This is a genomic window from Aeromonas sp. FDAARGOS 1409, assembly GCF_019048705.1.
Classification (GTDB): domain Bacteria; phylum Pseudomonadota; class Gammaproteobacteria; order Enterobacterales; family Aeromonadaceae; genus Aeromonas; species Aeromonas sanarellii.
Map to the genome: position 1 here is coordinate 629133 of NZ_CP077395.1, position 15143 is coordinate 644275.

The following is a 15143-nucleotide window of genomic DNA, read 5'->3' on the forward strand; positions in this document are numbered from 1 at the left end:
CAAGGCTAATTGGTTCTGAACAAGGCCTCGATGGAGAGCCCCTGCCCCAGCAGGATCTCCCGCAGGCGGCGCAGTCCTTCCACCTGGATCTGGCGCACCCGCTCCCGGGTCAACCCTATCTCGGCGCCCACGTCTTCCAGGGTCGCCGGCTCATAACCGAGCAGGCCGAAACGGCGGGCCAGCACCTCGCGCTGCTTGGGATTCAGCTCTTCCAGCCAGTGCACTATGCTGCTGCGCATGTCATCTTCCTGGGACTCCAGCTCAGGGCCCATGCCGCGCTCGTCGGAGAGCACGTCCAGCAGCGCCTTGTCGCGATCGCCACCGATGGGGGTATCCACCGAGGTGATCTTCTCGTTGAGCTTGAGCATGCGATTCACGTCGTCGACGGAGCGATCCAGTGCGAAGGCGATGTCCTCGGCGGTCGGTTCATGATCGAGACGATGGGAGAGCTCGCGGGCGGTGCGCAGATAGACGTTCAACTCCTTGACCACATGGATGGGCAGACGGATGGTGCGGGTCTGGTTCATGATGGCCCGCTCTATGGTCTGGCGGATCCACCAGGTGGCATAGGTGGAGAAGCGGAAGCCCCGTTCGGGGTCAAACTTTTCGACCGCCCGGATGAGGCCGAGGTTGCCCTCTTCGATGAGATCCAGCAGCACCAGGCCGCGGTTGTTGTAGCGCCGGGCAATCTTGACCACCAGGCGCAGGTTGGATTCGATCATGCGCTTGCGCGCCGCTTTGTCGCCGCGCAGGGCACGGCGAGCGTAGTAGACTTCCTCTTCGGCCGTGAGCAGGGGGGAGAAGCCGATCTCCCCCAGATAGAGCTGGGTGGCGTCCATCACCTTGTTCAGCTCGGGCGCCATCAGTTCATCAGAGATGGTATCTTCGGCCTCGGCCGCCACCTCCTGAACCTCTTCTTCCTCCTGAACCTCCAGCTCTTCGTCGAACTCTAACTCTGCATCCTGCATTACCAGTTGTTCTTGGCTCATGATATGTCTCCCTGACCTGCACCAGAGTAAGACCTAGCTCTCTGAGTTAACGCTTTGGCAAATAGCCCATCGGGTTGATCGACTTGCCTTTGTACCGGATTTCAAAGTGCAAGCGCACATCCGGCGCATCCGTGCTACCCATATTGGCGATAACTGCTCCGCCCTTGACGCTGTCTCCCTCTTTGACCCTCAGCTCGTCGTTGTGAGCGTAGGCGGAGAGGTAGTCATCGTTGTGCTTGAGAATAATCAGCTTGCCGTAACCCCTGAGTGCGCTGCCCGCGTAGACCACTTTGCCGCCACTTGCGGCGTAAATGGGTTGACCCTTTTGACCCGAGATGTCGATGCCCTTGTTGCCCTGTTCGGCAACGGAGAAGCCTTCGACGATCCGCCCTTTGGTCGGCCAATGCCAGGCGAGTGTTGACTTGGTGCTGATGTTTTTTTGTTCTGTCGCCTGAGCGTATGCTGTTGACGAGGCAGGAGCAATCGTTTTCTGAGCGATAAACGGGGTGGTCGTACCTGCCGGCGCCGTCGCCAGTGGTTTGGGGCCTGTGCTGGTCACGACCGGGGTCGCGGCAACAACCATCTGGCCGCTGGCCGACCCCGCAGTCCCCACGTTGAGCACCTGGCCCACGTGCAGGGCATAGGGCGCCTGGAGGTTGTTGCGCTGTGCCAGCGTCTGGTTGGAGAGACCGAACTGGCGACCGATGCTGCTCAGAGTATCGCCACGGCGCACCTCATAGGTGCCCGATCCCGTCACGCTGCCACGGCTGACCGGGCTGCCGACGCTCACCACCGAGCTGGACGCCGAGCCATCCAGCCTGAGCTGCTGACCGGGATAGATGTTGTAGGGAGGGCTGATGCCGTTGATGCTGATGAGCGAAGCCACGTCCATGCCCGAACGGAACGCAATGGAGTACAGGGTATCCCCTTTGACCACGGTATAGCCCCCGCTCTGGGCGGCAGGCTTGGCCCCCCCTTGGCGGACCGGTATGGTCGAGGCGATCTGATCATTGCCCAGGCTATGCACCGGGGCAGCAGTCTTGCTGGAGGAGCAGGCAAGCAGCAGCCATGACAACACGACGACACCGCTACCTTGCCAAACACGCGAACACATAGTGGATCCTTAACGACTAAACCAGAAATAGGCCGCAACGGCCAAACCAATACAGAGCCAACCGAGCACATCCACGTAGTGCATCAGCTTGCGCTCCATCTTCTCCCCACCCCAGCGCATCAGGCCTGCCACCAGGAAGAAGCGCATGCCGCGACCGATCAGGGAGGTGACGATGAAGGGCAATAGCGCCATATGGAGCAAGCCCGCCGTGACGGTAAACACCTTGTAGGGGATCGGCGTGAAACTGGCAATAAAAATCACCCAGATGCCCCACTGCTCGAACCACTGTTCGGCCAGGGCGATCTTGTCTTCATAACCGACCGAGGCCACCAGCGGCTGGACCACGGGCTCCCAGAGGGCATAGCCGAGCAGATAGCCGAACAGCGCGCCCAGCACCGAAAACAGGGTCGCCAGTGCGGCATAGTGCCAGGCCCGACGGGGCTTGGCCAAGGCCATGGGAGCCAGCATCACATCCACCGGAATGGGCCAGAATACGGACTCGATGAAGGCGGTGATGGCCAGATACCAGGGGGCATACTTGTGGCGTGCCCACTGCATCACCAGCACATAGAGGCGGGAAAACAACTTCACTCGACATCTCCGTCAATCAGGGGAACGAAACGCACCGGCTCCAGGATCCGGCTGGTCAGCTGGGAACCCGAACGCTCGATCAGCTGCAGGGTCTGCTGGCTATCCCCCACCGGCAACACCAGACGGCCCCCGTCGGCCAGCTGATCGGTCAGGGCCTTGGGCACCTCGCTCGCCGCCGCCGTCACCAGGATGGCGTCGAAGGGGCCCTTGTTCGGCCAGCCCAGCCAGCCGTTGCCGTGCTTGGCCGAGACATTGTGCAGATCGAGCTGGCGCAGCCGGCGTCTGGCCTGGAACTGCAGGGACTTGATCCGCTCGACGGTATACACATGCTCCACCAGATGGGCCAGCACCGCCGTCTGGTAGCCTGAGCCCGTCCCGATCTCCAGCACGTGGGCCGGATCGTTCTGGATCAGCAGTTCCGTCATGCGCGCCACAATGTAGGGCTGGGAGATGGTCTGGCCATGCCCGATGGGCAGAGCCGTATTGTCCCAGGCCTTGTGGGCCATGGCCTCGTCCACGAACAGCTGGCGCGGCACTTTCGCGATCGCCGCCAGCACGCGGAAATCTCGCACATCCTGGGCAATCAATTGGTTCAACAGGCGCTGTACTATCACAACGTCATCCCTGCAGATCCAGCCAGGCACCCAGACTCGCCAGGCTGCTGTAGGCAGTCATGTCGATGGTCAGGGGAGTGATGGAGACATAGCCCTGCTCGATGGCGGCGAAATCCGTCCCCTCGCCCGCATCCTGCTGGCTGCCGGGAGGGCCTATCCAGTAGATGGACTGGCCACGGGGATCCTCGGTGCAGATCACCGACTCGGCGCGATGGCGGTTGCCAAGACGCGTCACCCTGATCCCCTTGATCTGATCGAGGGGCAGGTCCGGTACATTGACGTTGAGGATCTGATCGGCGGGTAGCGGATGCACCATCATCCCCCTCACCAGCTGGGCCGCATAGTGGGCCGCCGTGGCGAAATGGGTCTTGCCCACCAGGGAGATGGCCAGCGACGGGAACCCCAGGTGACGTCCTTCGGTCGCGGCCGCCACCGTGCCGGAGTAGATGACGTCATCCCCCAGGTTGGCGCCGTGGTTGATGCCGGCCACCACCATGTCGGGTTCCGGGCGCACCAGCTCGTTGACCGCGAGGTGGACGCAGTCGGTCGGCGTCCCCTTCACCGCATGATACCCGGTCTCGGCGATGCGGGTGACCCGCAGCGGCACCTCCAGCGTCAGGGAGTGACTCGCGCCGCTGCGGTTGCGATCCGGCGCCACCACGATGACCTCGCCACAGGCAGTCAGTGCCTCGCTGAGGGCGCGAATGCCCTCGGCATGTACTCCATCGTCATTACTGACCAGAATTCGCATCGGTTGAGTTCCTGAAACCGTGATCGGCCTCGTCGGCCTGCATTAACTCGCGTACCACGCTGGTGGCAAAGGCGCCGGCCGGCAGGAAGAACGACAGGGTCAGCGCCCCGTCTGCCAACTGCCAGCTCATACCTTCCGGCTTGAGCAGCAGCGGGCGCCTGTCCTGATCCAGCCCGGCCTTCTCCAGCCCCTCGCACCAATCGGTATAGGGTGTCAGCACCCCTTGCTCGAACTCGGCGGCGACGCCCTGGCTGGCCAGTCGGCCACGACCCCACTGGGGCGCGGTGAGCTGCACGTCACCGGAGGCGAGGCGCGCTTCCAGCTCGGGGGTCACGCTCTCTTCGCTGAAGATGGAGTGGCTGCCCTTGAGCATCACGCAGTCACCGGCCAACAGCTGATGGGCCAGCCCCTGCTCGATGCGGGCGCTGACGATGGCGTTGAACAGCATGCTGCGCGCCGCGGAGAGATAGAGGGAGCGCTTGTTGCGATCCTTGATCCGCTTGCCGGCAAACATCGCCCTGGCCGCTTCCAGGTTGTTGCCCTCGCGCCCGAAACGCTGCTCGCCGTAATAGTTCGGCACGCCCAGTGTGGCGATGGCCTGCAGGCGGGATTCCAGGCCATCGGCCTGCTCCAGTCCGGTGAGACGCAGGGTGAAGTGGTTCCCTTTGAGGTAGCCGACCCGCAGCTTCTTGTTGTGGCGCTTCACCTGCAGGATCCGGATGCTGTCGCTCTCGATGACCGACAGATCCGGCTCTGCCTTGCCAGGCAGGTGGATGCCGAACCACTGCTCGGTCACCGCGTGGCGATCTTTCAGCCCGGCCCAGGTCACCGCGTTGCGCGCGACCCCGGCCGCATCCGCCAACAGGCCCGCCACCCAGGCGGTGTTCTCGCCGGTTTTACGCACCCGGACGAAGATATGCTCCCCCTCCCCGCAGGGCTCAAACCCGAGATCTTCATTGACCACGAAGTCGGCGGCCTCGGCCTTGAGGATGCCCCGGGCGGTGGGCGCCCCGTGCAGATAGCTAAGCTGTTCCAGCATCATTGTTTCACCAGCAGGACGACGGCTTCGGTGGCGATCCCTTCCTTGCGCCCCGTGAAGCCCAGTTGTTCGGTGGTGGTCGCCTTGACGTTCACCCGGTTCAATTCGCATTGCAGATCCGCGGCCAGCACGGCGCACATGGCGCCGATGTGGGGCGCCATCTTGGGAGCCTGGGCGATGATGGTCACGTCCAGGTTGCCGATGGCATAGCCCGCCTGCCGTACCCGGGCGAAGACGTCCCGCAGCAGGATGCGGCTGTCTATGCCCTTGAATTCGGCCGCGGTATCGGGGAAGTGGCGGCCGATGTCGCCGGCGCCGATGGCCCCCAGCAGGGCATCGCTCACCGCGTGCAGCACCACGTCACCGTCGGAGTGGGCCAGCAGCCCCTGTTCGTAGGGCACCGCCACCCCGCCCAGCATGCAGGGACCTTCACCGCCAAACTTGTGTACGTCAAAACCATGTCCGATCCGCATCATGCCTGCTGCTCCCCCATCATGCACAAACCTTCCCCATCGAATGGGTATGCCTCAAGACCATGTTCCAAGCGGATCATGCCTGCTCCTCTGTGGGTGAATCGGGTCGCGCCGGCTGGCGCGCACGCTGTTGCTGTAAATAGAGCTCGGCCAGGGAGAGATCTTCCGGCCGGGTCACCTTGATGTTGTCGGCCCTCCCCTCCACCATCCTGACGGCGAAACCGGCGCGCTCCATGGCGGAGGCCTCGTCGGTGATGGCCGCCCCCAGCGCCAGCCCCTCCTCCAGCGCCCGCCTGAGGGGGCCGGTGGGGAACATCTGGGGCGTCAGGGCGTGCCAGAGCTGTTCGCGATCGACGGTGGCGAGGATGTTGCCGGCGGCATCGGTGCGCTTCATGGTATCGCGCACCCGGCTGCCGAGGATGGCGCCGTCGCACGCCATGGCGGTGGCGATGAGCCGATCGAGATCGCCGTGGGTGAGGCAGGGACGGGCGGCGTCGTGCACCAGCACCCACTCCCCTTGCGCCACATGCAACCCGTTGAGCACCGACCAGGCGCGCTCGCTTCCCCCTTCCACCCGCCACACCCGCGGATCGGCGGCCACGGCCAGCGTCTCGAACCAGCAGTCATGGGGAGCCAGCGCCACTATCACCCGGGCTATGGCCGGATGGGAGAGCAGGCGCTCCAGGGTGTGTTCCAGGATGCACTTCCCCGCCAGCGACAGATACTGTTTCGGGCACTCGGCCCCCATTCGGCTGCCGATGCCCGCGGCCGGGACTATCGCGGTCAAGCCGCCATGGTGATCAGTCATCGTAGGGCACGCCGTCAGGCTCGGTGGCCTGATCTTTTTCTTTGGGAATGATGCGGTAGAAGGTTTCGCCCTGCTTGATATAGCCGAGATCGTTGCGCGACAGCTCCTCGATGGCCTCCAGGCCCGAGGTCAGATCGTCGATCTCCCGGTAAATCAGGTTGTTGCGGTCCTTGAGCACCAGGTTGTCCTGCTGCTGCCGCTCGATGGCATTGGAGAGATCCCGATAGTCGGAGAGGCCGTTCTTCCCGAGCCAGAAGTCATATTGCAGCCCTCCCAACAGGAGGAGCAGGATAAGAGTGAGTAGCCGCATGCACTGAGTCTCCTTCAAGCGGCCTAGTTTCCCATATTCGCAGGCAAGACAAAAGAAAGCCTGTATCGCGGATGGGGTGCCCGGAATAAAAAACATGGCGCCCACCCATGGGCGAGGCGAATACGAAAAAGCCCCGCCGGATGGCGGGGCTTTGGGAGGCTAGGAAGCAGGCGAAAATTAAGCCTGGTTCTTCACTTCTTTCAGACCGCGGAACGGAGCCTTGGCACCCAGGGCTTCTTCGATGCGGATCAGCTGGTTGTACTTGGCAACACGGTCAGAACGGCTCATGGAACCGGTCTTGATCTGGCCAGCAGCAGTACCCACGGCCAGGTCGGCGATGGTGGCGTCTTCGGTCTCACCGGAGCGGTGGGAGATGACGGCGGTGTAGCCAGCGTCCTTGGCCATCTTGATGGCAGCCAGAGTCTCGGTCAGGGAACCGATCTGGTTGAACTTGATCAGGATGGAGTTGGCGATGCCGTTGTCGATGCCGCGCTTCAGGATCTTGGTGTTGGTTACGAACAGGTCGTCACCCACGATCTGGATTTTCTTGCCCAGTTTCTGGGTCTGGTAGGCGAAGCCTTCCCAGTCAGATTCGTCCAGGCCGTCTTCGATGGAGACGATCGGGAACTTGGCAGTCAGCTCTTCCAGGAAGTCGGAGAAACCGTTGGAGGTGAAGACACGACCTTCGCCCTTCAGGTTGTACTCTTTCTTCTCGGCGTCGTAGAACTCGGAAGCGGCGCAGTCCATGGCCAGGGTCACGTCGGTGCCCAGCTTGTAACCGGCAGCGGCAACGGCTTCGGCGATCACTTCCAGCGCTTCGGCGTTGGATTTCAGGTTCGGAGCGAAACCACCTTCGTCACCGACGGCGGTGTTGTAGCCCTTGGACTTCAGCACCTTGGCCAGGTTGTGGAACACTTCTGCGCCCATGCGGACGGCTTCTTTCAGGGTCTTGGCGCCAACCGGCTGGATCATGAACTCCTGGATGTCGACGTTGTTGTCGGCGTGCTCACCACCGTTGATGATGTTCATCATGGGCAGCGGCATGGAGTAGACACCCGGGGTGCCGTTCAGCTCGGCAATGTGGGCGTACAGCGGCATGCCCTTGGCAGCGGCAGCAGCTTTGGCGTTGGCCAGGGAAACAGCCAGGATGGCATTGGCGCCGAACTTGGATTTGTTCTCGGTACCGTCGAGGTCGATCATGATCTGGTCGACAGTGGCCTGGTCCTTGGCATCTTTACCCAGCAGAGCCTGGGCGATCGGGCCGTTGACGGCTTCGATGGCTTTCAGCACGCCTTTACCCAGGAAACGGCTCTTGTCGCCGTCACGCAGTTCCAGCGCTTCGCGGGAACCGGTGGACGCGCCAGACGGAGCTGCTGCCATACCAACAAAACCACCTTCCAGGTGAACTTCGGCCTCAACGGTCGGGTTACCACGGGAGTCGATGATTTCACGACCGATCACTTTAACGATCTTGGACATGTGTATTTCCTCAGGTTTCGTAAAAAAACAACAAAAATATGCCAAAAAAAGCGGCTGTGGCACAGGGCCCCAACCGCATTTATTTTCAATTACTTCAAATTACGCTTCTGATATTCGCCCGCCGCCTTCACAAAACCGGCGAACAGGGCGTGGCCATCACGGGGAGTCGAGGTGAACTCCGGGTGGAACTGCGCGGCCACGAACCAGGGGTGATCCGGGATCTCGATGATTTCCACCAGCTTCTTGTCGGCGGAGAGACCGGTCACCTTCAGGCCTGCCGCTTCAATCTGCGGCAGCAACTTGTTGTTCACTTCATAACGGTGACGGTGGCGCTCGTAAATGGTCGGGCTGCCGTACATCTGGCGCACCTTGGAGTCTTCCACCAGGTGGCAGAGCTGGGAACCCAGACGCATGGTACCGCCCAGATCGGACTTCTCGGTCCGGGTCTCGACGTTGCCTTCGTCATCCACCCACTCGGTGATAAGGCCGACGACCGGATAGGCGCAATCTTTCTTGAATTCGGAGGAGTGAGCCCCTTCCATGCCCGCCACGTTGCGGGCGTATTCGATCAGGGCGACCTGCATGCCCAGGCAGATACCGAGGTACGGGATCTTGTTCTCGCGGGCATATTTGGCGGCCAGGATCTTGCCTTCCACGCCGCGCTCGCCGAAGCCGCCCGGTACCAGGATCGCATCCAGACCTTCCAGCAGCTCGGCGCCACGGGTCTCGATGTCCTGGGAATCGATGTATTTGATGTTGACGGAGAGACGGGTCTTCAGGCCACCGTGCTTGAGCGCCTCGTTGACGGACTTGTAGGCGTCCGGCAGGGAGACGTACTTGCCCACCATGCCGATGGTCACTTCGGCAGTCGGGTTGGCCTCTTCATAGATGACCTGTTCCCACTCGGCCAGATCCGCTTCCTTGCACTCGATGCCGAAGCGCTCGGTGATGTAGCCGTCCAGACCCTGGGACTTCAGCAGCGCCGGGATCTTGTAGATGGAGTCGACGTCTTTCATGGAGATGACGGCGCGCTCGGGCACGTTGCAGAACAGGGCGATCTTGGCGCGCTCGTTGGCCGGAATGGCGCGGTCGGAGCGGCAGATCAGCACATCCGGCTGAATGCCGATGGAGAGCAGCTCCTTCACGGAGTGCTGGGTCGGCTTGGTCTTCACCTCGCCGGCAGCGGCCAGGTAAGGAACCAGGGTCAGGTGCATGAACATGGCGTTGTTGCGACCCACGATGGCCGCCAGCTGACGAATGGCTTCGAGGAACGGCAGGGACTCGATGTCGCCCACTGTGCCGCCCACCTCGACGATGGCGACCTGGTGGCCTTCGGCACCGGCAATCACCCGCTCCTTGATGGCGTTGGTGATGTGCGGGATGACCTGGATGGTGGCGCCCAGATAGTCGCCACGACGCTCCTTGCGCAGCACGTCGGCATAGATGCGGCCGGTGGTGAAGTTGTTGCGGCGGGTCATCTTGGTGCGGATGAAACGCTCGTAGTGGCCCAAATCCAGATCGGTCTCGGCCCCGTCCTCGGTCACGAACACTTCACCGTGCTGGGTCGGGCTCATGGTGCCCGGATCCACGTTGATATAGGGGTCCAGTTTCATGATGGTCACATCCAGACCACGGGCTTCCAGAATGGCTGCCAGAGAAGCTGCGGCAATGCCTTTGCCGAGGGATGAAACAACGCCACCAGTCACAAAAATATATTTGGTCGTCATGCTGAACCTGAAAGAAGTTTAGGGAATTTTAAGGGGTGCTTCGGGGATGAAGCAGGACGGGGAAACAGTATACCAAAACCCCCACTCCCAAACAATGAACAAAAATCTATCAGGCTCCCCGCCCCCCCGTCTTGCGCCAAATCAACTTTGCTCGGATTCTTTGGTTCCGTCCCGGATGACGGCCTGTTTCCTCAGGCGCCATCCACCATGTTCACGGTTCAACTCCGCTCGGTTTCCTTGGCCTTGGACCAGGCGGCGTCCAGCTTCTCCAGGGAGCAATCCGTCATTTTCAGCCCTTCCGCGGCAATAAACTGCTCAACCTGACGAAAACGACGCTCGAACTTGGCGTTGGCGGCCCGCAGCACCTGCTCGGGATCCTTGCCCAGATGGCGCACCAGGTTGACGGTGGCAAACAGCAGGTCGCCGAGCTCGTCGCTCACCCGCGCCTCGTCCACGTCCGCCATCAGCGCCTCTTCCATCACCTCGTCGATCTCCTCGTGGATCTTGTCCACCACGGGGCCCAGGGTCTTCCAGTCGAAGCCGACGGTGGCGCAGCGCTTCTGGATCTTGGCGGCCCGGGTCAGGGCCGGCAGCGAGAGGGGAATGTCATCCAGCACGCTCGCTTTGTCGAGGGCGGCGCGCTCTTTGGCCTTTTCCGCCTCCCAGTTCGCCTTCACCGCCTGCTCGTCGCCAAGGTCGGCGTCGGAGAAGACGTGAGGATGACGGCGAATGAGCTTCTCGCTCACGGTGTCGACGATGTCGGCGAAATCGAACAGCCCCTGCTCCTTGCCGAGCTGGGCGTAGAAGACCACCTGGAACAGCAGATCCCCGAGCTCGCCCTGTAACCCCTGCCAGTCCTGGGTCTCGATGGCGTCGGCCACCTCATAGGCCTCCTCCAGAGTGTGGGGCACTATGGTCTGGAAGCTCTGCTTGAGATCCCAGGGGCAACCCCCGTCCGGGTCGCGCAGGCGGGCCATGATGTCGAGCAGTTGGTGCAGGTCGTAGCGTTGGGACATGGGCAACTCACTTTCGATTCGGTAAATGGGGTTCATCAATGTCAGGTCCCGCAACTGCTCCACATGATGTGGAGCAGTTGCGGGAGGAGATGGGGCACGTGATATCCGTCTTCAATGCGCTACAAAGAGGGCGAAGATGCAGACCGACCACTGGGGCCGGTCGATTGGGCATTACAGCCGCTTGGCGCTGATCACGTCGTTGAGCTGGCTGAGCTTGGCCAGGGCCCGGTTGAAGGCGTTGATGTTGTAGATCTCCAGCTCCATGTCGATCTCGGCGGTCTGCTCGCGCACGTTGGAGCGCGAGCGCACCCCCATCACGTTGATCTTCTCGTTGGCGAGCACGGTCGTGATGTCGCGCAGCAGGCCGGATCTGTCGTTGGAGAGGATGCGGATGGTGAGGCCGTAGCCGCCGGAGTAGTTTTCCCCCCAGACCGCATCGATCAGCCGCTCCGGGTTGCGACGCGACAGCTCCTTGAGCTGCTCGCAATCCTCCCGGTGGATGGAGACACCCCGGCCCATGGTGATGAAGCCCTGGATGGCGTCCCCCGGAATGGGCTGGCAGCAGCGGGCTATATGAGTCATCAGATTGCCGACCCCCTCTACCACGATGTGGTCCTTGGGCTTGGGACGGAACGGCACGTTGGCCTTCTGCTCCAGCTTCTCCAGCAGCCGGCGATCCTCTTCCTCGGCGGTCGGCTTGTTGTAGCGGGTGTCCAGGTAGTTGAGCAGCTGGTTGATGCGGATGTCGCCGCTGCCGATGCCGGCCAGCAGGTCCTCCAGCTCCTCGGCGTGGAAGCGTTCCAGCACCACCTTGTCCACCTTGGAGAGGGTCAGGTTGTGCCTGTCCAGCTCCTTCTCCAGCAACTCCTTGCCGGCGGCGATGTTCTTGTCCCGATCCAGCTTCCTGAACCAGGTGGCCACCTTGGCTCGCGCCCGGCTGGAGCGCAGGAAGCCGGCGTTCGGGTTCATCCAGTCGCGGCTCGGGTTCGGCTCCTTCTGGGTGATCACCTCCACCTGATCGCCGGTCTGCAGCGTATAGGTGAAGGGCACGATGCGACCGTCTATCTTGGTGCCGATGCAGCGGTGGCCGATCATGCTGTGCACGTGATAGGCGAAGTCGAGCGGGGTGGCGCCCGCCGGCAGGTCAATCACGTCCCCCTTGGGGGTGAACACATAGACCCTGTCCTCGAACACCTGACTGCGCAGATCGTCCAGCAATGATCCGCTCTCGGAGAGATCCTCCTGCCAGGCGAGGAGCTTGCGCAGCCACTCGATCTTGTCTTCGAAGGTGTTGGTCTTGGTAGCCGCCTGGGCCCCTTCCTTGTAGCGCCAGTGGGCGGCGACGCCGAGCTCCGCATCCTGATGCATCTGCTCGGTGCGGATCTGGATCTCCACCGTCTTGCCCTCCTCCCCCACCACCACGGTGTGGATGGACTGGTAGCCGTTGGGCTTGGGGTTGGCGACATAGTCGTCAAATTCGCGGGGGATATGGTGGAAGTGGGTGTGGACTATGCCGAGCGCCGCGTAGCAATCCTGCAGCCGCTTGGTGATCACCCGCACCGCGCGCACGTCGAACAGCTCGTTGAACTCGAGGTGCTTCTTCTGCATCTTGCGCCAGATGCTGTAGATGTGTTTCGGCCGGCCGTAGACCTCGGCCTCCACCCCCGCCTCCTTCAGGGCATCCCGCAGGGTTTGCACGAAGTCGCGGATGTAGCGCTCCCGATCGAGACGTTTCTCGTCGAGTTGCTTGGCGATCTGCTTGTAGGTGTCCGGATGCAGGTAGCGGAAGGCGAGATCCTCCAGCTCCCACTTGAGCTGGCCGATGCCGAGGCGGTTCGCGAGCGGCGCATAGATGTTGGTGATCTCCTGGGCCATCAGCACCCGGGTCTCTTCATCGGCCTTCTTCGCCTCCCGCAGGCAGGCGATGCGCTCCGCCAGCTTGATCACCACGGCGCGCACATCCTCCACCATGGCGAGCAGCATGCGGCGCACGTTGTCGACCTGTTCCGGGGAGGTTTCGCTGCGGTGCAGGGTCTGCAGGGAGCGGATTGCCTCCATCTCCAGCACCCCTTCCACCAGCTTGGCGATCTTGGCACCGAAGTCCTCGTTCACCTTTTCCTGGCTGATGAGGCCCGCTTCGACGAAGGGGTAGAGAATGGCGGCCTTGAGGGTGGCAAGATCCATGCTGAGCATCAGCAGTATGCCCACCATCTCGACGCCGCGCACCAGCAAGCGGTTGGTGAGCGCCTCGTCACCCAGCGTCAGACAATACTGGTAAACGGTTCGCAGCTGATTCTTGTCACTTTCACTTAAGGAGAGGGAACTGACCCACTCCTCCAGGGTGAAATTGTCTTTCAAATGAATATCGCGCACCGCAACCATGGTATCAATCCTTAAAAGTGTGGGGCCGAAAGCCGATGCCTTCCCTACCCCTCATCAGCTGATGACTGCCTCAAATGGGGATGCATGGGTGAGTTTTCAAGGCATGCCGCCGTGCAAGGCAGCAGGGCTCTCCCCCACATCCGGTCCATTTTTGAAGATCTAGATTACCCTAATCACTCCCGCTCAAACAGCGCCGCGGCCATCGGAAAACCAATGCCACCGCTTCTCCCTCCTGCCCCGGGGCACGGCACAAACGTCCGTTCCCCCCAGTTCAAACAGCACCATGGACTCCAGATGGCCGCTGCTTGGGAATATCCATTTACTTCCGTTCGAACAGTGCCACAGACTCCAGATGGTCGCTGCTTGGGAACATCCATTTACTTCCGTTCGAACAGTGCCACAGACCCCAGATGGCCGCTGTTTGGGAACATCCATTTACTTCCGCTCGAACAGTGCCACAGACTCCAGATGGCCGCTGCTTGGGAACATCCATTTACTTCCGCTCGAACAGTGCCATGGATTCCAGATGCCCCGTGTGGGGGAACATGTCCAGCATCCCCAGCCGGGTCAACCGATAGCCCCCCTGCACCAGCACCCGGCTGTCCCGGGCCAGGGTGACGGGGTTGCAGGAGACATAGACCACCCGTTTCGGTGCAAGTGCCACCACGTGGCTCATCACCTCCAGGGCGCCGGGCCTCGCCGGATCCAGCAGGACCAGGTCAAATCCCTCCCGCGCCCAGGACATGCCGACGATGTCGCCACTCAAGTCCGCCTTGTAGAAGCGGGCATTGGTGATGCCGTTGCGGCGGGCGTTCTCCTCGGCGCGGGCCACCATGGCCAGCTCCCCCTCGACCCCCACCACTTCCCGGGCCTGACGGGCCAGCGGCAGGGTGAAGTTGCCGATGCCGCAGAAGAGATCCAGCACCTTGTCGTCCCGGGTCGCCCCGAGCCAGGCCAGCGCCTGCTCGACCATGCGCTGGTTGATGGGGCCATTGACCTGGATGAAGTCACCGGGGGCAAATGCAAGAGACAGGCCATCCAGTGTGTAATCGAGTGCAAATTGCTGGCGCAGAGGTTCGATGCGATCGTCCGCCGCCTGCAGATAGAGGTCGATCCCTTGCGCTTGCGCGAATTCGATCAGCAGGGCGCGATCCGCCTCGTTGGGACGGCCCGTGTGGCGCAGCAGCATCATGATGCCCTGCTCGGCCTGGATGAGCTCGGCGTGACCCAGCTCGCGCTGGCTCTTGAGACGGTTGAGGCAGTCCCGCAGCGGCGCGATGAGGGCCGAGAGCGGCGCGGCCAGCACCGGGCAGCCGGCAATCTCCACCAGATCGTTCGATTGACGACGGCGGAAACCCACCCGGGTGCAGCGGCCGTTCTTGTCAAACTTGATGGCCAGCCGGCAGACCCGGCGGTAGGCGCGAGACTCCCCCGTCAGCACGGGATCCAGTGCCGGGGCCTGGATGTTGCCGAGGCGCTCGAACAGGCTGACCAGACCGGCCTCCTTGACCGCCTGCTGATCCGCCTCACCAAGGTGCTGGGCGCTGCAACCTCCACACTCGCGATAGTGGTCGCAGAAGGGGGCGATGCGATTGGCTGCCGGGGTCAGCACCTGCTGCAGGGCACCGTGGGCATAGTGCTTCTTGTCGTCGATGATGCGGGCCTGGATCCGCTCGCCGGGCAGCGCCCCCTCGACGAAGATCGCCTTGCCCTGATGACGGCCGACACCGACACAGTGGTGATCCAGACTGTCTATCGTAAATTCAATACGTTGGGGCTGGGTGGATTTCTTTTGGGGCTTGAAAAACTGGGCCATAAAACTTGGTGCCTATAGGTGGCTATGTCATGAT

Annotated in this window: 14 protein-coding genes; all 14 read right to left on the bottom strand. The window is 62.1% G+C overall.

Annotation, left to right across the window (positions count from 1 at the left end; genetic code table 11):
* Positions 1–5: 5 nt before the first annotated feature.
* Positions 6–989: an RNA polymerase sigma factor RpoS gene (rpoS, locus tag I6L39_RS02920; protein ID WP_216990976.1), complete on the bottom strand. Its 984-nt coding sequence runs from the start codon at positions 987–989 to the stop codon at positions 6–8.
* A 46-nt stretch (positions 990–1035) separates the two neighbouring features.
* On the bottom strand, positions 1036–2103 hold the full coding sequence (locus tag I6L39_RS02925; protein ID WP_216990977.1) for a LysM peptidoglycan-binding domain-containing protein: 1068 nt from the start codon (positions 2101–2103) through the stop codon (positions 1036–1038).
* A gap of 9 nt (positions 2104–2112) precedes the next feature.
* Positions 2113–2694: a YqaA family protein gene (locus tag I6L39_RS02930; protein ID WP_042077190.1), complete on the bottom strand. Its 582-nt coding sequence runs from the start codon at positions 2692–2694 to the stop codon at positions 2113–2115.
* The gene (locus I6L39_RS02935; protein ID WP_042077192.1) at positions 2691–3308 is read right to left on the bottom strand and encodes a protein-L-isoaspartate(D-aspartate) O-methyltransferase; all 618 of its coding nucleotides are present in this window, start codon (positions 3306–3308) and stop codon (positions 2691–2693) included. The genes I6L39_RS02930 and I6L39_RS02935 overlap by 4 nt, the downstream gene beginning before the upstream one ends.
* A gap of 4 nt (positions 3309–3312) precedes the next feature.
* Positions 3313–4059 carry a 5'/3'-nucleotidase SurE gene (gene surE, locus I6L39_RS02940; protein ID WP_216990978.1) on the bottom strand — a complete coding sequence of 249 codons (747 nt, stop codon included), beginning with the start codon at positions 4057–4059 and terminating at the stop codon, positions 3313–3315.
* Positions 4040–5098, bottom strand: coding sequence for a tRNA pseudouridine(13) synthase TruD (truD, locus tag I6L39_RS02945; RefSeq protein ID WP_209794067.1), 1059 nt, complete (start codon positions 5096–5098; stop codon positions 4040–4042). Before truD ends, surE begins: the two co-directional genes overlap by 20 nt.
* Positions 5098–5574 (bottom strand): 2-C-methyl-D-erythritol 2,4-cyclodiphosphate synthase, encoded by a 477-nt coding sequence (gene ispF, locus I6L39_RS02950; RefSeq protein WP_042077195.1) that lies wholly within the window; start codon positions 5572–5574, stop codon positions 5098–5100. The genes truD and ispF overlap by 1 nt, the downstream gene beginning before the upstream one ends.
* 73 nt (positions 5575–5647) lie before the next feature.
* Positions 5648–6379 carry a 2-C-methyl-D-erythritol 4-phosphate cytidylyltransferase gene (gene ispD / locus I6L39_RS02955; protein ID WP_216990979.1) on the bottom strand — a complete coding sequence of 244 codons (732 nt, stop codon included), beginning with the start codon at positions 6377–6379 and terminating at the stop codon, positions 5648–5650.
* Entirely contained in the window at positions 6372–6689 is a 318-nt protein-coding gene (gene ftsB, locus I6L39_RS02960) for a cell division protein FtsB (RefSeq protein WP_041211065.1), read from the bottom strand. The genes ispD and ftsB overlap by 8 nt, the downstream gene beginning before the upstream one ends.
* A 177-nt stretch (positions 6690–6866) precedes the next feature.
* Positions 6867–8168 (bottom strand): phosphopyruvate hydratase, encoded by a 1302-nt coding sequence (gene eno, locus I6L39_RS02965; protein ID WP_041211064.1) that lies wholly within the window; start codon positions 8166–8168, stop codon positions 6867–6869.
* Positions 8169–8257: 89 nt separating this feature from the next.
* On the bottom strand, positions 8258–9895 hold the full coding sequence (gene pyrG, locus I6L39_RS02970; RefSeq protein ID WP_041211063.1) for a glutamine hydrolyzing CTP synthase: 1638 nt from the start codon (positions 9893–9895) through the stop codon (positions 8258–8260).
* Positions 9896–10113: 218 nt separating this feature from the next.
* On the bottom strand, positions 10114–10911 hold the full coding sequence (mazG, locus tag I6L39_RS02975) for a nucleoside triphosphate pyrophosphohydrolase (protein WP_216990980.1): 798 nt from the start codon (positions 10909–10911) through the stop codon (positions 10114–10116).
* 171 nt (positions 10912–11082) lie between these two features.
* Positions 11083–13293 carry a GTP diphosphokinase gene (gene relA / locus I6L39_RS02980; RefSeq protein WP_216990981.1) on the bottom strand — a complete coding sequence of 737 codons (2211 nt, stop codon included), beginning with the start codon at positions 13291–13293 and terminating at the stop codon, positions 11083–11085.
* A 493-nt stretch (positions 13294–13786) separates the two neighbouring features.
* On the bottom strand, positions 13787–15109 hold the full coding sequence (gene rlmD / locus I6L39_RS02985; RefSeq protein WP_209794064.1) for a 23S rRNA (uracil(1939)-C(5))-methyltransferase RlmD: 1323 nt from the start codon (positions 15107–15109) through the stop codon (positions 13787–13789).
* Positions 15110–15143: the final 34 nt, after the last annotated feature.